The sequence below is a fragment of the Xanthomonas sp. genome, from assembly GCF_017163755.1.
Taxonomy (GTDB): domain Bacteria; phylum Pseudomonadota; class Gammaproteobacteria; order Xanthomonadales; family Xanthomonadaceae; genus Xanthomonas_A.
Genome location: NZ_JAFIWC010000012.1, coordinates 26,520 through 48,907 on the forward strand (window position 1 = coordinate 26,520; position 22,388 = coordinate 48,907).

A 22,388-nucleotide genomic window follows, 5' to 3' on the forward strand; every position below is an offset into this window, starting at 1 on the left:
AGGGGTCCGGCCAATAGACACCTGGCTGCAGGTCAGGCGGCCTTCTCGCCGTGGAACTGCTCCTCCTCCGTCGAGCCGCGCAGCGCGGTGGTCGACGACTGGCCCTGCTGGATCGCCTGCGCCACCGCGTCGAAATAGCCGGTGCCGACCTCGCGCTGGTGCTTGACCGCGGTGAAGCCGCGATCGGCGGCGGCGAACTCGGCTTCCTGCAGCTCGACGAAGGCGCTCATCTGGCGGCGGGCATAGCCGTGGGCCAGGTTGAACATCGAGTAGTTCAGCGCGTGGAAGCCGGCCAGGGTGATGAACTGGAACTTGTAGCCGTAGCGCGCGATCTCCTTCTGGAACTTGGCGATCGTCGCGTCGTCCAGGTTCTTCTTCCAGTTGAAGCTCGGCGAGCAGTTGTAGGCCAGCAGCTTGCCCGGGAACCTGGCGTGGATCGCCTCGGCGAACTGGCGCGCGAACTCCAGGTCGGGCTTGCCGGTCTCGCACCACACCAGGTCGGCGTAGGGCGCGTAGGCCAGGCCGCGGCTGACCGCCTGGTCCAGGCCCTTGCGGGTCTTGAAGAAGCCCTCGACGGTGCGCTCGCCGGTGACGAACGGGCGGTCGTTGCCGTCGATGTCGCTGGTCACCAGGTCGGCGGCCTCGGCATCGGTGCGCGCGACCAGCAGCGTCGGCACGCCCAGCACGTCGGCGGCCAGGCGCGCGGCGTTGAGCTTCTCGACCGCCTCGCGGGTGGGCACCAGCACCTTGCCGCCCATGTGCCCGCACTTCTTCACCGAAGCCAGCTGGTCCTCGAAGTGCACGCCGGCCGCGCCGGCCTCGATCATCGCCTTCATCAGCTCGAAGGCGTTGAGCACGCCGCCGAAGCCGGCCTCGGCATCGGCGACGATCGGCTGCAGGAAATCGATCTCGTCCTTGCCCTCGGCGTGGTGCAGCTGGTCGGCGCGCAGCAGCGTGTTGTTGATGCGCTTGACCACCGCCGGCACCGAGTCGGCCGGGTACAGCGATTGGTCCGGGTACATCTGCCCGGCCAGGTTGGCATCGGCGGCGACCTGCCAGCCGGACAGGTAGATCGCGTTGAGCCCGGCCTTGACCTGCTGCATCGCCTGGTTGCCGGTCAGCGCGCCGAGCGCGTTGACGAAGTCCTTCTCGTGCAGGTACTTCCACAGCTTCTCGGCGCCGAGCCGGGCCAGCGAATGCTCCACGTGCACGGTGCCGCGCAGGCGCACGACGTCGTCGGCAATGTAGTTGCGAGTGATCCCGGCCCAGCGCGGATGGGTGTCCCAGTCGTGCTGGATCTGTTCGGCGGTCTGCAGCGTGGTGCTCATCTTGCGTTCTCCTCGGATGGATACGGCGGATGGAACGGTGGAGCGTTCTTGCGGATCAAACGTGGACGGCGGCCGGTGGACTCACAGCGCAACGGCGAAGCCACCGCCTTGGCGCCGGTAAGAGGTCGGATCCGGGAACACCGCTTGCACGATCCCCATTCCCGAATCCCCACTCCCGGCCTTCAATCAATCGATCATCCGGTAGGCCGGCAACGTCAGGAATTCGGCGAGCTCGTCGCTGCGGGTCAGCGCGTCGAGCAACGCGGCCGCATCGTCGACGCGGTGGCCGCCGGGCAGCAGGCCGCGCTCGCCCAGGCGCGCGGGCAACTGGCGCATGCACGCGTCGAACAACGCGAAGTCGATCGCGGTGCCGTCGTCCAGGTGCAGCCCGCCCACGTGCAGCCACTGCCACAGCTGCGCGCGGCTGATTTCGGCGGTGGCCGCGTCTTCCATCAGATGGTGGATCGGCACGCAGCCGTTGCCGTCCAGCCATGCCGCCAGGTAGCGCACGCACACTTCGATGTTGCCCTCGAAGCCGGCGCGGGTGATGGTGCCGGGCGACGGCGCGATCAGCGTGTCGCGATCGGCCTGCACGTCCTCGCGGCGCACCGCGTGCTGGTTGGGCGCGGTCATGTGTTCGTCGAAGATCGCGCGGGCGATCGGGATCAGCGCCGGATGCGCGACCCAGGTGCCGTCGTGGCCGGCGGTCACTTCGCGCAGCTTGTCCGCGCGCACCCGCGCCATCGCCTGCTCGTTGGCGGCCTCGTCGTGGCCGATCGGGATCTGCGCGGCCATGCCGCCCATCGCATGCGCGCCGCGGCGGTGGCAGGTGCGGATCAGCAATTCCGAATACGCCTTCAGGAACGGCTGGGTCATCGTCACCTGGCCGCGCTCGGGCAGCACCCTGTCGGCGTGCTTACGGAAGGTCTTCAGGTAGGAAAAGATGTAGTCCCAGCGGCCGCAGTTCAGGCCGACGATGCGCTCGCGCAGCGCGTGCAGGATCTCGTCCATCTCGAACACCGCCGGCAACGTCTCGATCAGCACGGTGACCTTGATCTGCCCCTGCGGCAGGCCCAGCATCGCTTCGATGTGCGCCAGCGCGGTCTCCCACAGCGCCGCCTCCTCCATCGACTGCAGCTTGGGCAGGTACAGGTACGGGCCGCGGTCCTTGGCCAGCAGCGCGCGGCCGTTGTGGAAGGCGAACAGCGCCGCGTCGAACAGCGCCCCGGCCAGCGGCTGGCCGTCGACCAGCACGTGCTTCTCGTCCAGGTGCCAGCCGCGCGGGCGCACGACCAGCACCGCCTGCTCGTCGTAGGGCTTGAGCGCATAGCGCTTGCCCGGCCTGCCGTCGTGCGCGGCCGGCGCGGTGAAGGTCAGGGTGCCGGCCACCGCCTCGGCCAACGCGCGCTGGCCGGCGATCAGGTTGCGCCAGGTCGGCGCGGTCGAATCCTCGAAGTCGGCCATGTACACCTTGGCGCCGGAGTTCAGCGCGTTGATGACCATCTTCGGATCGGTCGGGCCGGTGATCTCGACGCGGCGGTCCTGCAGCGCGGCCGGCAGCGGCGCCACGCGCCAGTCGCCGTCGCGGATGGCGCGGGTGTCGGCGCGGAAGTCGGGCAGGCCGCCGCCGTCGAAATGGGCCTGGCGCTCGCGTCGCGCGGCCAGCCGCGCCTGGCGCTCGGGCTCGATCGCGCGGTGCAGCGACACCAGCAGCGCCAGCGCGGCCGGCGGCAGGACGGCGTCCTGCCCGGCCAGCGAGGCGGTCAGGGTGATGCCGGGGGTCGGACGGACGGCCGGGTCGGAAGCGGGGGCGAAAGCGGCGGCGGACATGGGGGACTCCTCGGTGGTTCCAGGCTTCCACCGTGTTCCTGCCACAAGTATTTGACAATACAGTTTTATCAATGCATTAAATAAGTTCGCCTTATACCCGTCACGTCATGCCCACGCGCACTGCTGCAACTCCGCGTTTTTCCTACAAATCCGACCGGCTGAAACCGCTGCGCGCGTTCTGCCAGACGGTGCGGCTGGGCTCGGTCTCACGTGCGGCCGAGGCGCTGTTCGTCAGCCAGCCGGCGGTTACGCTGCAGCTGCAGGCGCTGGAACGCGAGCTGGGGGTGGTGCTGTTCGAGCGCAGCGGGCGGCGCCTGGCGCCCAGCCGCGAGGGCCAGCTGCTGTACGAGATGGCGCAGCCGCTGGTGGAAAGCCTGGACCGGCTGGAGGCGGAGTTCCGCGACAAGGTGCGCGGACTGGACGCAGGCGAGCTGAACATCGCCGCCAACAGCTCCACCATCCTGTACCTGCTGCCGAAGATCGTCGAACACTTCCGCGCGCGGCATCCGGACGTGCGCCTGACCCTGCACAACGCGATCAGCGCCGACGGTACCGACCTGCTGCGCGAGGACGCGGTGGACCTGGCGGTGGGCTCGATGCTCGACGTGCCGGCCGACCTCAACTACGCGCCGGTGTACCGCTTCGAGCCGCTGCTGATCCTGCCGCTGGAACACCCGCTGGCGGCCAAGGCGCGGCCGAGCCTGGAGGACCTGTCGCCGTATCCGCTGATCCTGCCGCCGAAGCGGCAGATCACCTACCGGCTGGTGGACCTGGTATTCCAGCAGGCACGGGTGCCGTACACGGTGGCGCTGGAAGTGGGCGGCTGGGAAGTGATCAAGCAGTACGTGGCGATGGGCATGGGCATCTCCATCGTCAGTTCGATCTGCGTCACCGACGCCGACCGCAGCCGGCTGGTCACCCGCTCGATGAGCGACTACTTCCCCGCGCGCAGCTACGGCGTGGTGGTGCGCAAGGGCAAGTACCTGTCGCCGCAGGCGCGCGCCTTCATCGAACTGATCCAGCCGGACCTGTTCTCGCCGCGCGGCTACGACGACAGCGGCCCGTCGGAGCGCTGAAGCGCGCGCATCGGGTAAGGTCGCGGCTGTTCCCGCCGCTGCGCGCCGTCCTGCCGATGACCGAGTCCCGCCCGTGCCGCTACGCCGAAGCCGCCGCGCCGCCGGCATGGCGCGAACGCCTGCGCTGCACCTGGCGCTTCCGCCAGGGCGATGGCCAGGCGCCGGCCCTGGTGCTGCCCGACGGCTGCGTCGACCTGATCTGGGACGGACAACAGCTGTTCGTCGCCGGTGCCGACCGCCGCGCCCACCTCGCCGCGCCGGCGCCCGGCAGCGTGCTGACCGGGGTGCGCCTGGCCGCCGGCGCGGGCAGCGCGCTGCTGGGCCTGCCGCTGCACCGGATCGCCGAGCGCCGCGTGCCGCTGGACGCGCTGTGGGGCGCGCGCGGGCGCACCCTGCAGCGCCGGCTCGAGGACGGCGCCGATCCGGCGCGGACCCTGCAGGCGCTGTGCATCGGCGAGGCGGCGCCGGCCGACCGGCAGATGGCCTGGCTGTTCGCGCAACTGGCCGATGCCGGCGCGCCACGCGTGGCGACGCTGGCGTCCGCGCTGGGCGTCAGCGAACGTTCGCTGCGCCGGCGCTGCCACGACGCGTTCGGCTACGGCCCCAAGACCCTGGAGCGGGTCCTGCGCCTGCAGCGCTTCCTGCGCATCGCGCGGCAGCACGCCACGCTGACCGACGCGGCGCTGGAGGCCGGCTACGGCGACGCGGCGCACCTGGTGGACGACGCGCGCGAACTCACCGGCCTGCGCCCGCGCGAACTGGTGCTGCGGCACGCGCGCTGAGCGGCCGATGCGGCTGCGCGCGGCGCTGGCCGTTTTCGCCAAGCCGGCGCGGCGCGGGCAGCCGATACTGGCCCCCCATCTTGCGCAGACGAGCCGCCATGAACCGCGCCGACCAGCACCACCGCATCGACTACCTCGAATTCGCCGTCGCCTCGATCGACGCGGCCAAGGCGTTCTACGGCCAGGCCTTCGACTGGAGCTTCCAGGACTACGGCCCGGACTATTGCGAGTTCCGCGACGGCCGCCTGACCGGCGGCTTCTTCCACGGCACCGCGCAGCCCGGTGGCGCGCTGGTGGTGCTGTATTCCAACGACCTGGCCGCGACCCAGGCGCGCATCGAGGCCGCCGGCGGCCGCATCGTGCGCCCGCCGTTCGACTTCCCCGGCGGCCGCCGCTTCCATTTCGCCGATCGCGACGGCTACGAGCTGGCGGTGTGGTCGGAGCACTGAACGCGGCAGCGCGGGGAGCCGCGCGTTCGACGCGTGGCGATGCAGGCGCCAGCGAAGGTTGCGCTGGCGCGGCGGCCAGGCCACGCCCGCTGCGGACTCACCCGCTCGCGTAGTGGCTCAGGAACAGGTCCGCAGTCGACTCGGCGACCTGCGCCTTCTGCTGCGCCGACAGCGGCGCCTGGCCCAATGCGATCTGCGGCCAGAACGCGAAGCCCTTGACCAGGCTCTGCAGCTGCTGCGAGGCGAATTCGGGCTGCAGCGGGCGCAGCCGGCCGTCGGCCAGCGCCGCGCGGATCCACACCGTAGTGCCTTCTTCCTTGCTGCCCAGGCGGGCGATGATGTCGCGCGCGTGCTCCGGCGAACGCATCGCCTCGGCGATCGCCACCCGCGACAGGTCCACGAACGCCGCGTCGTCGAGCATGCGCAGCTTCTGCAGCAGCAGTTCGACCAGTTGCTCGCGCAGCGGCCGCGCCGGGCTGTAGGCCAGGCTCACTTCGCTGATGCCGCGTTGCCACAGGTGGCGCACGATCTCCACGAACAGCGCGTCCTTGCTCGGGAAATGGTTGTAGACGGTGCGCTTGGACGCGCCGGCGGCGGCGGCGACGCGGTCCATGCTGGTGCCATCGAAGCCGTGGGCGCGGAACTCGGCCATCGCCGCATCGAGGATCGCCAGGCGCTTGCGGTCGGTGAGGCGGGCCGGGACGGCCGGCGAGTCGGATGAACGGGACATGGCGACATTTTACACCGGGCGGTTTACTTCTGGACGAATGAAACTACACTGTGTAGTGTAAATTCATCCCTCCCCGCCGCCGCGCCGACAGCGCAGCCGCACCTGCCAGGAATGCCCGCGTGAGCGCCTCCGTCCTTCCCGCTTCTTGCCGTGCCCGCCGTTATTCGGATTCGCCGCAGCACCGGGACGGCCGCTTCCGCAACGCCAATCCCGATGCGCACGCCAGCCTGGGGTTCCTCGCCACCGTGCGCCTGGCCTGGGAGTTCCTGTTCCACAAGCCGGCCGACAGCGTGCCGGCCGAACCGGTGCCGGTGGCGCCGCTGAGCCGCGCGCAGCTGCTCGCCGCGCCCGACCGCAGCCTGTTCCGGCTGGGCCACTCCAGCGTGCTGCTGAAGCTGCGCGGCGGGCTGTGGCTGACCGATCCGGTGTTCGCCGAGCGCGCCTCGCCGTTCTCCTGGGCCGGACCCAAGCGCTTCCACGCGCCGCCGATCGCGCTGGACGCGCTGCCGCCGATCGCCGGGGTGATCCTGTCGCACAACCACTACGACCACCTGGACCGCGCCACCATCCGCCGCCTGGCCGACCGGGTCGGCGTGTTCCTGGCGCCGCTGGGCGTGGGCGACCTGCTGATCCGCTGGGGCGTGGATCCGGCCAAGGTGCGGCAACTGGACTGGTGGCAATCGACCACGGTGGACGGACTGCGCTTCGTGGCCACGCCGTCGCAGCACTTCTCCGGGCGCGGGCTGTTGGACAGCGGCCGTTCGCTGTGGGCGTCGTGGGTGATCGCCGACGACGACCTGCGGGTGTTCTTCAGCGGCGACAGCGGCTACTTCGACGGGTTCAAGGCGATCGGGCAGGCGCACGGCCCGTTCGACCTCACCCTGATGGAAACCGGCGCCTACGACGTGCGCTGGCCGCACGTGCACATGCAGCCGGAGCAGAGCCTGCAGGCGCACCTGGACCTGCGCGGGCGGCGGATGCTGCCGATCCACAACGGCACCTTCGACCTGGCGATGCATGCCTGGCACGAGCCGTTCGACCGCATCGCCACGCTGGCGCAGGCGGCGGGCGTGGCGCTGGTCACGCCGCGGATGGGCGAGCACGTGGACCTGGCCGCACCGGCCAGCGGCACGCCCTGGTGGACCACGGTGGCCTCGCCGGCGACGCGATGAAGCGCTGAGCGGCGTCGGGACGGGCTATTGGATGGCGCGCCCACTGCGCGCCCGGATCGGCATGCACGCTGGCTTGAAGGAGCCGCCAGCCTGCCGATGCACGAATCGTCCGCTGTACTGCCCGCTGCCCGCTGCCCGCTGCCCGCTGCCCGCTGCCCGCTGCCCGCTGCCGAGCGCGGCGCGGCGCTACAGCCTCGACCACTCCAGCCCTTCGCCGCGCCGGTAGTACACCGCCAGCGCCTTGCCGTAGACGCGGTCGGCGTCGACGAAGCCGAAGAAGCGCCCGTCGAAGCTGTCGCCGCGGTGGTCGCCGAGCACCAGCAGCTTGCCTGCCGGCACGCGCAGGTCGTGGATGTCCGGGCCGCCGCCGGCATCCAGGTCCAGCTGCACGAGGCGGCCGCCGAAGCGCTCCTGGTCGCCCGCGGCGCCGGCCTGCAGCGGCACACCATTGATCGACAGATGCCCGTCCGCCAGGTCCACGCGATCGCCGGCCACCGCGACCACGCGCTTGATCAGCCGGGTGCCGTCGTGCGGCGAGTCGAACACCGCCACGTCGCCGCGCTGCGGCCGGCCGCGCTCGAGCAGGCGCAGCTCGGTGAACGGCAGGCGCAGGCCGTAGGCGCTCATGTCCACCGCCACCCGGTCGCCCGGCTCCAGCGTGTGCTGCATCGAGCCGCTCGGCACCACGTAGTGGTTGGCGAACGAGGAGCGCGCGGCGGTCAGCAACAGCAGCATCGCCGCCACCGGCAGCAGTTCCCTGCGGATCCAGGACGCGGCGCGCCGCGTGCGGGAGTCTTGCGCGTAGGCTGAGGTCATCGGGCACCTGTGGATTGGGATGTGGGCATCGCAGTGGCGACCCCCAGCGACAGTGCGCTCGGCACCGCATGGCGTACAAGTGACGCAAGACATAGGCCGCGTCTGCGCCGCGGCCTGCGCCTGGTTGCCTTGTGCGACACCTTGACCTCACATGCGGTCGCATTGATGGCTCGGAGGCAGCCGGGCTGATGGCCCGAGGCCACCCGGAGCCCTCCCCAGGACTCCGCCAGCGCTTCACGAGCTCCTGTAGGAGCGGCTTCAGCCGCGACGGGCGCAGCGGTGACGTTCACGGCGTCGGCGCACAGTCGGGGCTGAAGCCCCTCCTACAGCGCCTCCATGGGCGTCCAGTGCCGCAAACGAAAAACGGGATGGCCGCTTGGCCATCCCGTTGCTTCGCCGCACGTGCTGATGGAGGCTCAGTCCTTCAGGCCGCGGTTCTCCAGCAGCGGTTCCACGCTCGGGTCCTTGCCGCGGAAGTCGCGGTACAGGGTGGCCAGATCGACGGTGTTGCCGCGCGAGAGGATCTTGGCGCGGAAGATGTCGCCGTTCTTGCGGTCCAGGCCGCCGTTCTCCTTGAACCACTCGAACGCGTCGTCGTCCAGCACTTCCGCCCAGAAATAGGCGTAGTAGCCGGCCGAGTAGCCGCCGCCCCAGATGTGGTCGAAATAGGTGGTGCGGTAGCGCGGCGGCACTTCGGCCAGGTCCACCTTGTACTTCTTCAGCGCGTCGGCCTCGAACTTGGCCACGTCCTGCAGCGGCGCATCGGCCGGCTGGGTGTGCCAGGCCAGGTCGAGCAGCGCCGCCGACAGGTATTCGGTGGTCGCGTAGCCGCTGTTGAAGGTCTTGGCCTTCTGGATCTTGTCGACCAGTTCCTGCGGCATCGGCGCGCCGGTCTGGTAGTGCTTGGCGTAGTTGGCGAACACCTTCGGATCGGTGGCCCAATGCTCGTTGAACTGCGACGGGAACTCGACGAAGTCGCGCGAGGTGCTGGTGCCGGCGATCGACGGGTACTTCACCTTGGAGAACATGCCGTGCAGCGCGTGGCCGAACTCGTGGAACATGGTGGTGACGTCGTCGAAGCTCAGCAGCGCCGGCTGGCCTGGCGCGGGCTTGGTGAAGTTGCACACGTTGTAGACCACCGGCTTGGCGCCGGTGAGCCCGTCCTGCTCGACGAACACGTCCATCCATGCGCCGCCGGACTTGCTGTCGCGCTTGTAGAAGTCGGTGTAGAACAGCGCCAGCGAGCTGCCGTCCTGGTCGAACACCTCGTACACCTTCATGTCCGGGTGGTAGGTCGGGATGTCGGTGCGTTCCTTGAAGGTGATGCCGTACAGCTGCGTGGCGGCGTAGAACACGCCGTTGTGCAGCACGTTGTCCATCTCGAAGTACGGCTTGATCTGCGATTCGTCCAGGTCGTACTTGGCCTTGCGCACCTGCTCGGCGTAGAAGTCCCAGTCGGCGGCGCCGAGCTTGAAACCACCCGTCTTTGAACCAGCTTGCTGCGCGTCGATCACCTTCTGCATCTCGGCGATCTCGCTGCGCGCCTTGGCGGTGGCCGCCGGCACCGTGTCGGTGAGCAGCTTCAGCGCCGCGTCCGGGGTCTTGGCCATCTGGTCGCTCAGGCTGTAGGCGGCGTAGCTGTCGAAGCCGAGCAGCTTGGCCTTCTGCGCGCGCAGCTGGGCCAGGCGCTGGATGGTCTGGCGGGTGTCGTTGGCGTCGCCCTTCTCGGCGCGCGACTGCGAGGCGGCCATCACCTGCGCGCGCAGCTCGCGGTCCTTCAGCGAGGCCAGCACCGGCTGCTGGGTGGTGTTCTGCAGCGCGAGCAGGTACTTGCCGTCGAGCTTGCGCGACGTGGCGTCCTGCGCGGCCGAGGCGATGTCGCCGTCGGACAGGCCGTCGAGCCTGGCCTTGTCGTCCACCACCACCGCGCCGGCGGCGGAGGCCGCGACGAGCTTGGTGTGGAACTGCGTGGCCAGCGTGGTTTCCTCGACATTGAGTTTGCGCAGCGTGGCCTTGTCGGCATCGGACAGCTGCGCGCCGGCGCGCACGAACTCCTGGTAGTCGCGCTCGACCAGGCGCTTCTGCTCCGGGTCCAGGTTCAGCGTGTCGCGCTGGTCGTAGATCGACTTGATCCGCGCGAACAGCTTCGGATCCAGGCTGATCTCGTCCTGGTGCGCGGCCAGCTTCGGCGCCACCGTTTCCTGGATCTTCTGCCGCTCGTCGTTGGTGTCGGCCTGCACCAGGCCGAAGAAGATGCGGCTGACCCGGTTCAGCGTCTCGCCGCTGCGCTCCATCGCCTCGATGGTGTTGGCGAAGCTGGCCGGCTCGGCGTTGTCGGCGATCTTGCGGATCTCGGCCAGGTGCTGCTTCATGCCCTCTTCGAACGCCGGCAGATAGTCGGCGTCCTTGATCTTGTCGAACGGCGGCGCCTGGAACGGCAGCGCGCTGGCGCTCAGCAGCGGGTTGGCGGCGGGCGCCGGGGTCTGTGCGGGGGCTTGGGTTTCGGGCACGGGGGTGGACTCCTTACCGGAACAGGCCGCCAGGGCCAGAGTGATGGCGGCGGCCAGTACGACAGTACGCGACATGGGGTGGAACTCCTGACAGGGACACGGTGGCGGGGCAGCCGCGCACGCTACGCGGTTTGCGCGGGGGCGGCATGTGCCATTGGATCTGGGCAGGAACTGACCGGTGCCGAGAGTCGCCTGCGGACTGAAGGTTCCCGCGTCGCGACTGAAGTCGCTCCCACAGGGGGCATGGCCGGCACCGCGACGGCTGCGACGCTCCTTGTGGGAGCGACTTCAGTCGCGACGGGCCTTGCCTGGAATGCCTCGGCCGAATGGCGCTCGCCAGCCGGCTCGCACCTTTCGGTTGCGGTGCCCCCGGCAGCGGCAGCACGTCGTCCTTGAAGATCGCCACGTGCGGCATGCCGTCGGCGCCGATCTCCAGCTGTTGTCCATGCCTTCGATGCGGACTGAAGGTTTCCGCGTCGCGACTGAAGTCGCTCCCACAGGGAGCATGGCCGGCAACGCGACGGCTGCGACGCTCCTTGTGGGAGCGACTTCAGTCGCGACGGGCCTTACCCGGAATGCAGGGACCGGCTGACGATTGCCAGCCGGCTCGCACATCGGGCTACAGCGCCCCCGGCAACGGCAGCGCTTCGTCCTTGAAGATCGCCACGTGCGGCACGCCGTCGGCGCCGATCCAGCCGCGGTACATGCCCTCGGTGTTGAACGGGAACGCCACGCTGCCGTCGGCGCCCAGCGCGATCGCGCCGCCGTCGCCGCCGGCCTTGGGAATCTGCTGGTCGATCACCGCCTCGGCCGCCTGCGCCAGGCTCTGCCCGGCGTATTTGACCCGCGCGCAGATGTCGTAGGCGGCCACCGCGCGGATGTAGTACTCGCCCCAGCCGGTGCCGGACACCGCGCAGCGGCTGTCGGCATAGGTGCCGGCGCCGATGATCGGCGAGTCGCCGACGCGGCCGTAGCGCTTGTTGGTCATGCCGCCGGTGGAGGTGCCCGCGGCCAGCCGGCCCTGCATGTCCAGCGCCAGCGCGCCGACGGTGCCGAAATGCCTGGCGGTCTCCAGGTCGGCGTGCGCCTGCTTGCCGGCTTCTTCCTGCAGCGCGCGCTGCAGCTGTTTCCAGCGCTTGTCGGTGCGGAAGTACGACGGATCGACCAGGGTCACGCCGTGCCGGCGCGCGAACGCCTCGGCGCCGTCGCCGACCATCATCACGTGCTCGGACCGCTCCATCACCGCGCGCGCCAGCAGGATCGGGTTCTTCACCCGGCGCACGCCGGCCACCGCGCCGGCCTTGCCGCTGGCGCCGTCCATGATTGCCGCGTCCAGCTCGTTGCGGCCGTCGTGGGTGAACACCGCGCCCTTGCCGGCGTTGAACTGCGGCGAATCCTCCAGCACCGCGATCGCCGCGGCGACCGCGTCCACCGCCGGCTTGCCCTGCGCCAGCAGCGCCTGCCCGGCGCGCAGGGCCGCCTGCATCGCCGCACGCGCCTGCGCCTGGTCGGCGGCGCTGGTGCTGGCGCGTTCGACCCCGGCGCCGCCGTGGATCACCAGCGTGGTGGTGGGAATCTCGCGCATGCGTCCGCCGTCCACCGCGTAGTAGCGGTGGAACGATGGCGACTCGACCCTGCCTTCGGGCAGGTAGAGGGTCGAGCCGGGGCCGACGCCGACGGTCTCGATGCGCGCGGCCTGCAGCGGCTGCCCGGCCGGCGTGGCCGGCTGCAGCGGGCCGGCGACCACGGTGGCGCCGGCCTGCGGATCGGTGGCGTAGATGCGCGCGCTGCCGTCGCGTTCCACCGCCAGCGCGGCGCTCTCGTCCACGCCCAGGCCGATCAGCGGCTGCCCCGCCGGCGCCAGCGTCGCCGCCTTGGCGCGGAACGCGAACAGCCGGCCGAGCCGGTCGCGTTCGTTGAAATGGGTATCGGTGACCACGCGCTTGAGCAGGTCCAGGTGCAGGAAACCGGTCTCGAGGGTGGTCGCCGGCCCCAGCGGGTCGGCCAGCGCCGGCGCGCTGGTCAGGCTGCCGCCGTCCATCGCGCCATAGACGTACTCGCCGAGCATCGCCAGGCCGGCGCTGGTGCCGCCGAGCGGCTTGCCGGCGCGTACGTGCGCGTCCAGCGCCGCGGCCACCGGGGTGTCCTTCCAGTAGCGCACGTAGCGCGACTGGTCGCCGCCGGCGATGAAGATGCCGTCGGCGCGGGCCAGGCTGCGCAGCAGCGCCGGGTCGCTGGACGCGCCGCGACCCTTGAACACGAAGGTCTCCACCGACGCGACGCCGCCGACGTCGCGGTAGAACGCCTCGGCCATCTCGTTGCCCTGCGAGGCGCGCAGCACCACCACGTGGCCGTGGCCGGCCTTGGCCAGGAACCAGCGCAGCGCGTCGTAGTTGCGGTCGCCGCCGCCCATCAGCAGCAGCCCCGGCGCGACCGGACCGGGCGTGGGCAGGGCCCGGTCGCCGACCAGGTACTGGCGGTAGTCGCGCGCGGCGGCGGGCACGGCCAGGCACAGGCCCAGCAGCAGCATCCAGGGCCGGAACGTGCCGACGAAACGGGTCATGCGGATCTCCTAGAGGGGCGGACAGGCACCGAGCCTAGCGGCTCTTCGCAGACAGGGGACGAACGGCGGCGCGGTTTCCCCCTGCGCAGCGCCGTTCGCGAGGCGGCGCCAGGCGCTGCAACACCTCGGTGCAGTACCGCATCGGCGACCATGCGCAGCTGTCGCTGGCGGTGACCGACCTGTCGACAAGATGCCGCCGCACGACCGCACCTACACCGCGTACCCGTACTACGACGTGTCCTGGTTCGACACCGTGGGACGCAGCCTATACCTGCAGTACACGCACAAGTTCGGCGGCAGCGCGCTGTAGCGGCGCTGCGGCTGGCGCGCTTTTCGGCTGTTCCAGATCGGAGAGCGCTCTTTGTGGGAGCGACTTCAGTCGCGACGGGGCGTTACCGGCAATGCCCGTCGCGACTGAAGTCGCTCCCACAGGTGACATCCACCTGTGCCGAAGATGTCGCCGCGGCTGCACCTACACGCCCCGTCCGTACTACGACGTGCCCGGGTTCGACACCGTGGGCCGCAGCATGTACGCACAAGCGACGGCAGCGCGCGGTAGCGGCGCTGCTGGGGCATGTTTCGACGGCGCGCCCTTGTAGGAGCGGCTTCAGCCGCGACAGGGCGTTACCGGTAGCACCCTGTCGCGGCTGAAGCCGCTCCTACAGCAAGCGCATCCGCATCGACGTGCCGGCAAGCCTCACAGCGTATCGCGGTGCTTGCCGCGCCACGGCCGGTACCAGGTGCGGATCGCGGCGATGTCGGCGTGCATGTCGTCGCTGGTATGGAACAGCGGGCCCAGGCCGACGGTGCGGCTGGGGTAGTCGAAGTAGACCGGGAAGATCGGCACCTCGGCGCCGTGGGCGATCTTCCAGAACCCGACCTTCCATTTCTCCACGCGCTTGCGCGTGCCTTCGGGGGTGATCACGTACCACATGCGCTGCGCGCCGCGGATCAGCGCCACCGCCTGCTCGACCACCCCGCGCGGCGACTTGCGGTCCAGCGGGATGCCGCCGAGCTTGCGCAGCAGCGGCCCCAGCGGCCACCAGAACAGCTGGGTCTTGCCGAGCACGCGCACCTCGAAGCCGACCGCGAACTTCACCGCAAAGCCCAGGAAGCCGTCCCAGTTGGACGAATGCGGGGCCACGATCATCACCACCTTCGGCGCGTCCGGGAATTGGCCGACCACCCGCCAGCCGGTCAGGCGCAGCGCGGTGCGGCCGAGCCAGCGGCCGAAGCGGCTGGGCTTGACCATCGGCATGTTCGGGGTGGCGGGCGGCAACGAGAAATCGTGTTCGGTCAAAAGTTCACTCCCAGCGGCCGGGCGAACGGCCGCGTTTGATCTGGCTGCGCTCGCGCTTGGCGTCCAGGCGCCGCAGCTTGGCGCCGTGCGAGGGCTTGGTGGCGATGCGCCGCTTCGGCACCGACAGCCCGGCGGCGATGAACTCGGCCAGGCGCTGGCGCGCGTCGTCGCGGTTGCGGTCCTGGGTACGGAAGCGCTGCGCGTCGATCACCAGCACGCCCTCGGCGGTGATGCGGCGATCGCGCCGCGCCAGCAACCGCGCGCGCAGCGGCTCCGGCAGCGACGGCGAGTTGGCCAGGTCGAAACGCAGCTCCACCGCGGTGGAGACCTTGTTGACGTTCTGCCCCCCCGCGCCGCTGGCGCGCACGAAACGCTCGACGATTTCGCTTTCCGGAATCGACAGGCTGGCCGAGATGTGGATCGCATCGTTCCCCATCCGCCGATTGTAGGGCATCCGCAATACCGCTTGATTTACCCGCGCCCCCCGCCGCCGGGCCGCGCGCGACGGCTGAACCGTTGCCGGATCCGTTCCCCTGGCCGGGTCCGAGGGAGCGCTACGATCCGGCCTGCATGTCGCTCTTCTGTGGGAGGGACTTCAGTCCCGACGGGCGACCTGGCCGGGCGTCGGGACTGGAGTCCCTTCCACAAGTGGCACTGCGAAGCCTGGCTTTCCCTGTCGGTGAAGCCGCCTAGCCGAAATGGCCCAGCGCTCCAGGCGGCTGCGCTGTTCACGCCCCTTGCCGATCGTTGTCGCACCGGAGCCAGGGCCGAAGCCACGGCAGTTCGGCAACCTCCACGCCTGATGCGTTGCAGGACTTGGCCCGGACGCGACCTCCCCTGCCAAGCGCCCGGGCCCATCGCTGCCGGCGCGCCCGGCGCACGACCCAACGTGCGTCTGCGCACGTCGCCCGTCTGGACTGAAGTCCCTCCCAAAAGAAGAGCGCGCGTCGTCAGCGGCGACGCCATGGCGATTCCCGTATCCTGGCGCCGGTCCCAGAAAATGCAGGAAGCTCGATGAAACCGACCCACTCCCCGGCGCGCGCATGGCCGCTGCGCCTGCTGCTGGTCCTGATGCTCGCCCTGGCCGTCGCGCCCGCGCTGGCGGTGCCGCCCAGCGATGCCGACGTCAACCGCCTGCTGTCGGCGTCGCGGGCGCAGAACATGCTCGACACGATGCTGCCGCAGATGGAGGCGATGCAGCGCCAGCAGTTCGCCCAGCTGACCGCGCAGCGCCAGCTCACCCCGCAGCAGCAACAGCAGTTGCAGCGGATCCAGGAACGCACCGAGGCCACCGTGCGCAAGGCGCTGTCGTGGCAGGAAATGCGGCCGATGTACGTGACCCTGTACAAGCAATCGTTCTCCAAGGAGGACGTGCTGGCGATGGCCGAGTTCTACGAGAGCCCGGCCGGCCAGAGTCTGCTCGACAAGACCCCGCTGCTGATGCAGAACCTGGTGACGGCGATCCAGCAGAAGATGACGCCGCTGTTCGCCGACCTGCAGAAGGACCTGGAGAAGATCGTCAACGAACCGGCCGCAGGCACGCCCTGAAGCCTCGCGCCATCGGCCCTGCCGGAGCCGATGGCGCGGCCGCCCAGGCGGCGGGCGCCGCGTAGCCTGATGGCAGCCGGCCTTGATGCCCGGCTGCGGACGCGCTTGGCCGCTGAAGCCGTTGTCCACGCCGGCGCCATTTCGACGAGCTCGCCACTGAGCAGCAGCGCCTGCGCGAATCCGCCGGTCACCGCCGCGCGAATGCGCCCGCTGCGCCCGTGGAGGACGCGAAGCGCCCTGACGCACGCGGTGGTCGGGACACCAACGAACCGTAGATGACGCACGGCCATCCATCGCCCGGCACGAACCTGCGCTCCACGCCCCTCCTACGGCAGGTGCAGCGCCCTGCGCGGACTGCCCCGTGTGCAACCTTCAGCGGCCATCACTCCGGCCGTCGCCAGGGCGCCGTCGGCCAGCCGAACAGGCCGAAGGTGCGCTCGAACGCCGCATCCAGCGGCGCGCGCGCCTCGATCCGGCGCCCGTCCGGATGCGGGAACGCCAGGCGCTCGGCATGCAGCAGCATGCGGTGCACGCCGTGCATGCGGAAGATGCGGTTGTGGCGGCCGTCGCCATGGCTGGTGTCGCCGATCATGTGGTGCGACAGGTGCTTGAGATGGCGGCGGATCTGCCGGAAGCGGCCGGTCACCGGGCTGCAGCGCAGCAGCGCATAGCGCGAGGTCGCGAACTCGCCCGATGGCACCGGCAGCTCGCCGATGGCCAGCCGCGCGAAGCGGGTCAGCGCCGGCTTCTTCAGCGGCTTGCCCGGGCCGCCATCGAGCGCGTGGTCGACTTCGAACACCTCCTCGGCCGGCCAGCCGCGGCACACCGCCAGGTAGTCCTTGTCCAGGCCGCCGTCCATCAGCGACTTGCCCAGCGCGCCGGCGCTGTGGCGGTCGAAGGCCAGCAGCAGGCAGCCGCTGGTGGCGCGGTCCAGCCGGTGCACCAGGAACACCGGGCGGCCGAACTGCTCGCGCAGCCGGTCGGCGAGGAAGTCGTTTTCGCCGCGCGCCAGCTTGCTGTCGTGGACCATCAGCCCGGCCGGCTTGTTGACCACGGCCAGCGCCTCGTCGCGGTACAGCACCTCGATCGCCGGCGCCGGCGGCGTGGCAGCGGCTTCGGCTTGCAGTTCGCTCATCGTCGGTTCCGCGCCGGTCGGCGCGCGGTCGCGCCGACGCCTGTGGCGTGGGCGGTGCGCCGGTGCCGGTCGCCGCCGCGATGCGGGTATGACGTGGCGTCGCCGCGTCCGGCGCTGGCGCGTTGCGGGTGGTCGTGCATGGCGGTTCTCGGTGGTGGCGGGCGACGGGCGCTGCGAAGGCCGGACGCGCGCGGCGCTAGCGCCGCCACCACGCCGACAGCAGGCTGACCATGCCTACCGCGCCGGCGCCCCATGCCCACACCGAGACCGCTGCCAGCTGCGGCCCGCCGGCATCGAGCGCGTACAGCAGCGCGGCCACGGTCAGCAGGCCGACGCCGGTGATCGCGGTGACCACGCGCCGCTGCATGCGCAGCAGGATCAGGTTGAGCTCGAACAGGTCGCGCGAACGCATCGACAGCTCGTGGCGGCCTTCGACCTGCTGGCGCAGCCAGGCGTGGACCAGGCGCGGCATATCCGGCGCGTGGGTCATGATCTCGGGCAGGCGCTTGCGCAGCTCCTGCAGCGCGCGCTGCGGGCTGTAGCGTTCGAGCAGGATGCGCTCGAGCACCGGCCGCGCCACCGCCCAGATGTCCAATTGCGGATCGAGCTGGCGGCCCACGCCCTCGATGTTGAGCAGGGTCTTCTGCAGCAGGATCAGCTGCGGCTGCAGGGTCAGCTGGTAGCGCTGCGCCACCCGGAACAGCTTGATCAGCACCTCGGCCAGCGAGATCTGCGACAGCGGGCGGGTGAAGTACGGCTCGCACACCGAGCGCGCCGCCGCTTCCAGCTCGTCGATGCGCACGTTGGCCGGCATCCAGCCCGCCTCCACGTGCAGCTCGGCCATGCGCCGGTAGTCCTTGTTGAAGATGGCCATGAAGTTCTCGGCCAGGTAGTACTGATCTTCCTGCGACAGCTGGCCCATGATGCCGAAATCCAGCGCGATGAAGCGCGGGTTGATCCGCCGCGACGGATCGCTGTCGACCCAGATGTTGCCGGCGTGCGCGTCGGCGTGGAAGAAGTTGTCGCGGAACACCTGGGTGTAGAACACGCGCACGCCCTTGGCCGCCAGCGCCTTGCGGTCGATGCCGGCGGCGTCGAGCGAGGCGATGTCGTCCGACGGAATGCCGCGCACCCGCTCCAGGGTCAGCGCGCGCTCGGCGGTGTGGCTCCAGATCACCTCCGGCACGTACAGGTCGTCCGAGTCCAGCCAGAAGCGGCGCAGCACGCTGGCGTTGGCGCCTTCGCGCTGCAGGTCCAGCTCGGCGGCCAGCGTGGTCTCGATCTCGGCGACCACTTCGCGCGGGCGGATCTTGTCGGCGCGCGGATGCGCGCGGTCGACCAGCGCGGCGGCGGACTTGAGCAGCGCGATGTCCGCGCCGATCTGCCGTTCGATGTCCGGGCGCAGCACCTTGACCACCACCTCGCGGCCGTCGTGCAGCGTCGCCGCATGCACCTGCGCGATCGACGCCGAGGCCAGCGGCGTGGTGTCGAAGCTGGCGAAGGCCACGCCGATCGGCTGCCCCAGCGCCTGCTCGACGATGCGCCGCGCCGCCTGCCCGTCGAACGGGCGCACCCGGTCCTGCAACAGGGTCAGCTCCTCGGCCACGTCCGGCGGCATCAGGTCGCGGCGGGTGGACAGGATCTGCCCGAACTTGACGAAGATCGGGCCCAGGTCCTGCAGCGCCAGGCGCAGCCGCGCGCCGCGCGACTGCGCGGCGATGTCGGCGCTGGCGCGCGGCACGAACGGCTTGGCCAGGCGCAGCCAGCGCTCGGCCGGGGTGCCGTCGAGCAGGTCGTCCAGGCGGTAGCGCAGGACCACGCGGCCGATGCGGCTGGCACGGAAGATCGCCTTCATGCGCCGCGCCCCGCATCCAGCCGCGCCACGCGCGCGGCCAGGCGCTCGACATCGTCGCGGATCGCGTCGACGTCGTCGTAGAACGCCTCCAGCTCGGCGCGCGGCACCACGTCGCGCGATTCCTCGGTGACGTACTCGGCGGCGGTCTGCGCCAGGTCGCGCGCGCTGCGCTGCGCCTGCTGCAGCGCCGAGCGCACCGCCTGCGCCAGCTGCACGCCCAGCACCTCGCCGAACACGCGGGTGAACGGCTGCTGCCAGTCCGGATCGAAGCGGCCGGCCAGCTGCTGCAGGCGCCGCGCCAGTTCGGCATCGCCGGACACGCGTACGCGCCCGCCCGGCGCCGACGGCCGCCGCGCCTGGGCCAGGAACGGCAGCTGCGCGAACAGCCCGCCGAGCGTGCTGCGTACCGACAGGTCCGGCTCCTGCGCCGCATCCACCGGGCCGACCCGCAGGCGCGTGCCCTCCACGCGGATCTGCAACGCCAGCGCCGGCGCGTCCAGGGTCAGCGCCACGCGCTGGCCGTCGAGGCCGCGCAGCGCCTCGCGGGTGTCCGGGTCCAGCGCCAGCGCGCGGTTGAGCGCCGCTTCCAGCGCGCGGCCGGCCAGGGGCTTGAGGGCATCGAAGGGGGAAGGCGACATGCCGCGCATTCTACAAGGGTGCGGCCATACGCCATGCGACAACGCGCGGACTGGGTGCGGGGCCGGCGAGGGTTCATGCTATGCGGCCCTGAGCGACGCCCTGCGGCGAGGAATCAATACATGCGCAAGATCCGGGTCGGCATCATCTTCGGTGGCCGGTCGGCCGAGCACGAGGTGTCCCTGCAATCGGCGAAGAACATCGCCGATGCGCTGGACCGCGAACGCTTCGACCTGCGCCTGATCGGCATCGACAAGCGCGGCTGCTGGCATCGGTGCGGCGACCCCGGCGGCTTCCTGCTGCATGCCGACGATCCGGCGCGCATCGCGCTGCGCCTGTCCGCCGACGAACCGGCGCTGGACCCGATGCAGGCGCTGCAACAGCTCGACGTGGCATTCCCGATCGTGCACGGCACGCTCGGCGAGGACGGCTCGCTGCAGGGCCTGCTGCGCATGGCCGGCCTGCCGTTCGTCGGCTCCGGCGTGCTCGGCTCGGCGGTGGCCATGGACAAGGACGTGGCCAAGCGCCTGCTGCGCGACGCCGGGCTGGCGGTGGCGCCGTTCGCCTGTTTCCACCGCCACACCGCCGCGCAGGCCGACTTCGCCGCGCTGGCGGCGCAGTTCGGCCTGCCGCTGTTCGTCAAGCCGGCCAACCAGGGCTCGTCGGTGGGCGTGAGCAAGGTGCGCGACGCGGCGCAGTTCGACGCGGCGCTGGCGCTGGCGCTGGGCTACGACCGCAAGGTGCTGGTGGAGGCGGCGATCGCCGGGCGCGAGATCGAATGCGCGGTGCTCGGCAACGAGGCGCCGCAGGCCAGCGTGTGCGGCGAAGTGGTGGTGCACGACGACTTCTATTCCTACGAGACCAAGTACATCAGCCAGACCGGGGCCGAAACCGTGGTGCCGGCGGCGATCGACGCGGCCAGCGCGCAACGCATCCGCGACATCGCCATCGACGCCTATCGGGCGCTGGACTGCGCCGGGCTGGCGCGAGTGGACGTGTTCCTGACCGCCGCCGGCGAGGTGCTGGTCAACGAGGTCAACACGCTGCCCGGCTTCACCCGCATCAGCATGTACCCGAAGCTGTGGCAGGGCAGCGGCCTGAGCTACCGCGACCTGATCACGCGGCTGATCGAACTGGCACTGGAGCGGCGCGCGCCGCTGCCGGAGAACGGCGAACAGGCGGCATGACGGCCGCGGCGAGCGGGCGCTTCAAATGCCCGCAGATGCGACGCGCGCAAACGCAAACGGCCCGCGCACCGGATACGCTCCAGCGCGCGGGCCGCACGTGTCCTGCGACGCGGTCGACTACACCTTGCCGCGACGGAACATGGAGATCACCGCCAGGATCAGGAACACCACGAACAGGATCCAGGCGACGTTGGTCGCCGCACCGGCGATACCGCTGAAGCCGAGCACTGCGGCGATGATGGCGATGACGAAGAAGATGATGGCGTAATGCAGCATGGCAATGTCCAAATGTTGTCGTGCCGAATCGGCGCGGGGACATCTTCTGCAAACGCCGGTCGTCACGAGGTGACGGGCGTGTCGTTGCGCCATGATGATGCCAACCGCGCCAGACCCTGCTCGATCGTCACCCGCGGCACGTAGCCGAAGTCGCGCCGCGCCGGTTCCATGCTGTACCAGTGCGGCGTGCACAGCTGCTCGGCCAGGAACCGGGTCAGCGGCGGCTCGCCGCGCAGCCGCAACAACGGCCACAGCGTTTCGCACAGCGCGCCGATCCGGTAGGCGGCCTTGAACGACAGCGTCTTGTGCACCGGCGGCGCGCCGACCGCGGCCAGCAGCCGGTTGATCAGGTCGCGCATCGGCAGCGGCTCGCCGTTGGAGATGAAATACGCCTTGCCGGCGCAGGGCGCGCCGACCGCCAGATGCGCGAACGCGTCGAAGTGGGCCTGCGCGGCGTTGTCGATGTAGGTGGTGTCGACCAGGTTGCTGCCGTCGCCGACCAGGCGCAGGCGCCCGGCCCGCGCGCGCGCGGCCAGCTTCGGTAGCAGCTGGTTGTCGCCCGGCCCCCAGATCAGCCGCGGGCGCAGCGCCACGGTGGCCAGCTGCGCGTCGTTGGCGGCGAGCACGGCGCGCTCGGCGATCGCCTTGGTCGCCGCGTACGGCGCCTGGAAGTCCTCCCCGTACGGCACCTGGTCCGCGCCCAGGCCCTGGACCGGGTGCGTGGCGCGATGGGTGACGCTGGGCGTGGAGGTGTAGACCAGCCGCCCGACGCCGGCCGCACGGCAGGCGGCGAGCACGTGCTCGGTGCCGACCACGTTGGCCTGGTGATAGCTGTCGTAGCTGCCCCACGCCCCGGCCTTGGCCGCGTTGTGGAATACCGCGTCGGCGCCGGCGATCGCGTGCCGCACCGCCTGCGCGTCGGCCAGGTCGCCGCGGATCTGGCCCACGCCCAGCGCCTGCAACTGCGGATAGTGGCCGCGGTTGAAGCTGAGCACCTCGTGGCCGCGTTCGAGCAGGCCGCGGCACAGCGCCTGCCCGAGGAAACCGCCGCCACCCGTCACCACTATCTTCATCGCCTTACCGATCCGTGCCCGCAGGCCGCACACGATAGCCCGCGGCGGCGGCCGATGGCGACGCGGCGCCACGGCCGGCGGCCGGCGCGCATGCGCAAGCCCCTGATCCGCAACGACTTCAT

At 70.7% G+C, this 22,388-nt stretch carries 19 protein-coding genes and 2 pseudogenes; 7 read left to right on the forward strand and 14 right to left on the reverse strand.

All coding sequences use genetic code 11. From position 1 onward, the window contains the following. Window positions 1-32: 32 nt before the first annotated feature. Together aceA and aceB are read right to left on the reverse strand one after the other, a co-directional pair. The gene (gene aceA, locus JR065_RS09680; protein WP_206233886.1) at window positions 33-1,328 is read right to left on the reverse strand and encodes an isocitrate lyase; all 1,296 of its coding nucleotides are present in this window, start codon (window positions 1,326-1,328) and stop codon (window positions 33-35) included. A 186-nt stretch (window positions 1,329-1,514) separates the two neighbouring features. Further along, on the reverse strand, window positions 1,515-3,158 hold the full coding sequence (gene aceB / locus JR065_RS09685) for a malate synthase A (RefSeq protein WP_206233887.1): 1,644 nt from the start codon (window positions 3,156-3,158) through the stop codon (window positions 1,515-1,517). 107 nt (window positions 3,159-3,265) lie between these two features. Between aceB and JR065_RS09690 the strand changes: the two genes are divergently transcribed. The 3 genes from JR065_RS09690 (at window position 3,266) to JR065_RS09700 (ending at window position 5,465) form a co-directional block, all read left to right on the forward strand. Further along, entirely contained in the window at window positions 3,266-4,234 is a 969-nt protein-coding gene (locus tag JR065_RS09690) for a LysR family transcriptional regulator (protein WP_206233888.1), read from the forward strand. 56 nt (window positions 4,235-4,290) lie between these two features. Continuing rightward, a complete protein-coding gene (locus JR065_RS09695; RefSeq protein ID WP_206233890.1) occupies window positions 4,291-5,016 on the forward strand; it encodes a helix-turn-helix domain-containing protein in 726 nt (241 codons plus the stop codon). Between the two features lie 98 nt (window positions 5,017-5,114). Next, entirely contained in the window at window positions 5,115-5,465 is a 351-nt protein-coding gene (locus JR065_RS09700) for a VOC family protein (RefSeq protein WP_206233891.1), read from the forward strand. A 97-nt stretch (window positions 5,466-5,562) separates the two neighbouring features. On the opposite strand, the gene JR065_RS09705 is transcribed toward JR065_RS09700, so the two are convergent. Next, entirely contained in the window at window positions 5,563-6,195 is a 633-nt protein-coding gene (locus JR065_RS09705; RefSeq protein WP_206233892.1) for a TetR/AcrR family transcriptional regulator, read from the reverse strand. A gap of 119 nt (window positions 6,196-6,314) precedes the next feature. Between JR065_RS09705 and JR065_RS09710 the strand changes: the two genes are divergently transcribed. After that, the gene (locus JR065_RS09710; protein WP_206233893.1) at window positions 6,315-7,367 is read left to right on the forward strand and encodes an MBL fold metallo-hydrolase; all 1,053 of its coding nucleotides are present in this window, start codon (window positions 6,315-6,317) and stop codon (window positions 7,365-7,367) included. A 186-nt stretch (window positions 7,368-7,553) separates the two neighbouring features. Here JR065_RS09710 and lepB read toward each other — a convergent pair whose 3' ends face one another. The 4 genes and pseudogenes from lepB to JR065_RS21500 form a co-directional block, all read right to left on the reverse strand. Further along, window positions 7,554-8,183 (reverse strand): signal peptidase I, encoded by a 630-nt coding sequence (gene lepB / locus JR065_RS09715; protein ID WP_206233895.1) that lies wholly within the window; start codon window positions 8,181-8,183, stop codon window positions 7,554-7,556. Between the two features lie 416 nt (window positions 8,184-8,599). Beyond that, a complete protein-coding gene (gene dcp / locus JR065_RS09720) occupies window positions 8,600-10,768 on the reverse strand; it encodes a peptidyl-dipeptidase Dcp (protein ID WP_206233896.1) in 2,169 nt (722 codons plus the stop codon). A 544-nt stretch (window positions 10,769-11,312) separates the two neighbouring features. Continuing rightward, a complete protein-coding gene (locus JR065_RS21495) occupies window positions 11,313-12,278 on the reverse strand; it encodes an isoaspartyl peptidase/L-asparaginase family protein (RefSeq protein ID WP_241093520.1) in 966 nt (321 codons plus the stop codon). Between the two features lie 222 nt (window positions 12,279-12,500). Beyond that, window positions 12,501-13,256, reverse strand: a pseudogene (locus JR065_RS21500) (cyanophycinase); the annotation flags it as partial. A gap of 113 nt (window positions 13,257-13,369) precedes the next feature. Here JR065_RS21500 and JR065_RS09730 point away from each other — a divergent pair. Continuing rightward, a pseudogene (locus tag JR065_RS09730) lies at window positions 13,370-13,566 on the forward strand (hypothetical protein); the annotation flags it as partial. A 387-nt stretch (window positions 13,567-13,953) separates the two neighbouring features. On the opposite strand, the gene JR065_RS09735 reads toward JR065_RS09730, so the two are convergent. Further along, a complete protein-coding gene (locus JR065_RS09735; RefSeq protein ID WP_429001854.1) occupies window positions 13,954-14,508 on the reverse strand; it encodes a lysophospholipid acyltransferase family protein in 555 nt (184 codons plus the stop codon). A gap of 52 nt (window positions 14,509-14,560) precedes the next feature. Further along, window positions 14,561-14,992: an alternative ribosome rescue aminoacyl-tRNA hydrolase ArfB gene (gene arfB / locus JR065_RS09740; protein ID WP_206234000.1), complete on the reverse strand. Its 432-nt coding sequence runs from the start codon at window positions 14,990-14,992 to the stop codon at window positions 14,561-14,563. 542 nt (window positions 14,993-15,534) lie between these two features. On the opposite strand from arfB, the gene JR065_RS09745 reads away from it, so the two are divergent. Further along, window positions 15,535-16,104: a DUF2059 domain-containing protein gene (locus JR065_RS09745; protein WP_429001855.1), complete on the forward strand. Its 570-nt coding sequence runs from the start codon at window positions 15,535-15,537 to the stop codon at window positions 16,102-16,104. A 382-nt stretch (window positions 16,105-16,486) separates the two neighbouring features. Here JR065_RS09745 and JR065_RS09750 read toward each other — a convergent pair whose 3' ends face one another. The 3 genes from JR065_RS09750 to JR065_RS09760 all read right to left on the reverse strand — a co-directional run bounded on the left by JR065_RS09750 (window position 16,487) and on the right by JR065_RS09760 (window position 19,732). After that, window positions 16,487-17,239 (reverse strand): pseudouridine synthase, encoded by a 753-nt coding sequence (locus tag JR065_RS09750; protein ID WP_206233900.1) that lies wholly within the window; start codon window positions 17,237-17,239, stop codon window positions 16,487-16,489. 196 nt (window positions 17,240-17,435) lie between these two features. Next, a complete protein-coding gene (gene ubiB / locus JR065_RS09755) occupies window positions 17,436-19,094 on the reverse strand; it encodes a ubiquinone biosynthesis regulatory protein kinase UbiB (RefSeq protein WP_206233902.1) in 1,659 nt (552 codons plus the stop codon). Continuing rightward, window positions 19,091-19,732, reverse strand: coding sequence for a ubiquinone biosynthesis accessory factor UbiJ (locus JR065_RS09760; RefSeq protein WP_206233903.1), 642 nt, complete (start codon window positions 19,730-19,732; stop codon window positions 19,091-19,093). The genes ubiB and JR065_RS09760 overlap by 4 nt, the downstream gene beginning before the upstream one ends. A gap of 120 nt (window positions 19,733-19,852) precedes the next feature. Here JR065_RS09760 and ddlA point away from each other — a divergent pair, with 120 nt between their 5' ends. After that, the gene (gene ddlA / locus JR065_RS09765; protein WP_206233904.1) at window positions 19,853-20,917 is read left to right on the forward strand and encodes a D-alanine--D-alanine ligase; all 1,065 of its coding nucleotides are present in this window, start codon (window positions 19,853-19,855) and stop codon (window positions 20,915-20,917) included. Window positions 20,918-21,034: 117 nt separating this feature from the next. Here ddlA and JR065_RS09770 read toward each other — a convergent pair whose 3' ends face one another. Together JR065_RS09770 and oleD are read right to left on the reverse strand one after the other, a co-directional pair. Then, window positions 21,035-21,193 (reverse strand): DUF1328 domain-containing protein, encoded by a 159-nt coding sequence (locus tag JR065_RS09770; RefSeq protein WP_206233906.1) that lies wholly within the window; start codon window positions 21,191-21,193, stop codon window positions 21,035-21,037. Window positions 21,194-21,255: 62 nt separating this feature from the next. After that, a complete protein-coding gene (gene oleD, locus JR065_RS09775; protein ID WP_206233907.1) occupies window positions 21,256-22,266 on the reverse strand; it encodes a 2-alkyl-3-oxoalkanoate reductase in 1,011 nt (336 codons plus the stop codon). Window positions 22,267-22,388 lie beyond the last annotated feature (122 nt).

Coding starts and splice junctions, on each gene's coding strand:
- aceA (WP_206233886.1), bottom strand. CDS start 1,328: ATGAGCACCACGCTGCAGACCGCCGAACAGATCCAGCACGACTGGGAC.
- aceB (WP_206233887.1), bottom strand. CDS start 3,158: ATGTCCGCCGCCGCTTTCGCCCCCGCTTCCGACCCGGCCGTCCGTCCG.
- JR065_RS09690 (WP_206233888.1), top strand. CDS start 3,266: ATGCCCACGCGCACTGCTGCAACTCCGCGTTTTTCCTACAAATCCGAC.
- JR065_RS09695 (WP_206233890.1), top strand. CDS start 4,291: ATGACCGAGTCCCGCCCGTGCCGCTACGCCGAAGCCGCCGCGCCGCCG.
- JR065_RS09700 (WP_206233891.1), top strand. CDS start 5,115: ATGAACCGCGCCGACCAGCACCACCGCATCGACTACCTCGAATTCGCC.
- JR065_RS09705 (WP_206233892.1), bottom strand. CDS start 6,195: ATGTCCCGTTCATCCGACTCGCCGGCCGTCCCGGCCCGCCTCACCGAC.
- lepB (WP_206233895.1), bottom strand. CDS start 8,183: ATGACCTCAGCCTACGCGCAAGACTCCCGCACGCGGCGCGCCGCGTCC.
- dcp (WP_206233896.1), bottom strand. CDS start 10,768: ATGTCGCGTACTGTCGTACTGGCCGCCGCCATCACTCTGGCCCTGGCG.
- JR065_RS21495 (WP_241093520.1), bottom strand. CDS start 12,278: ATGCGCGAGATTCCCACCACCACGCTGGTGATCCACGGCGGCGCCGGG.
- JR065_RS09735 (WP_429001854.1), bottom strand. CDS start 14,508: ATGGTCAAGCCCAGCCGCTTCGGCCGCTGGCTCGGCCGCACCGCGCTG.
- arfB (WP_206234000.1), bottom strand. CDS start 14,992: ATGGGGAACGATGCGATCCACATCTCGGCCAGCCTGTCGATTCCGGAA.
- JR065_RS09750 (WP_206233900.1), bottom strand. CDS start 17,239: ATGAGCGAACTGCAAGCCGAAGCCGCTGCCACGCCGCCGGCGCCGGCG.
- ubiB (WP_206233902.1), bottom strand. CDS start 19,094: ATGAAGGCGATCTTCCGTGCCAGCCGCATCGGCCGCGTGGTCCTGCGC.
- JR065_RS09760 (WP_206233903.1), bottom strand. CDS start 19,732: ATGTCGCCTTCCCCCTTCGATGCCCTCAAGCCCCTGGCCGGCCGCGCG.
- ddlA (WP_206233904.1), top strand. CDS start 19,853: ATGCGCAAGATCCGGGTCGGCATCATCTTCGGTGGCCGGTCGGCCGAG.
- JR065_RS09770 (WP_206233906.1), bottom strand. CDS start 21,193: ATGCTGCATTACGCCATCATCTTCTTCGTCATCGCCATCATCGCCGCA.
- oleD (WP_206233907.1), bottom strand. CDS start 22,266: ATGAAGATAGTGGTGACGGGTGGCGGCGGTTTCCTCGGGCAGGCGCTG.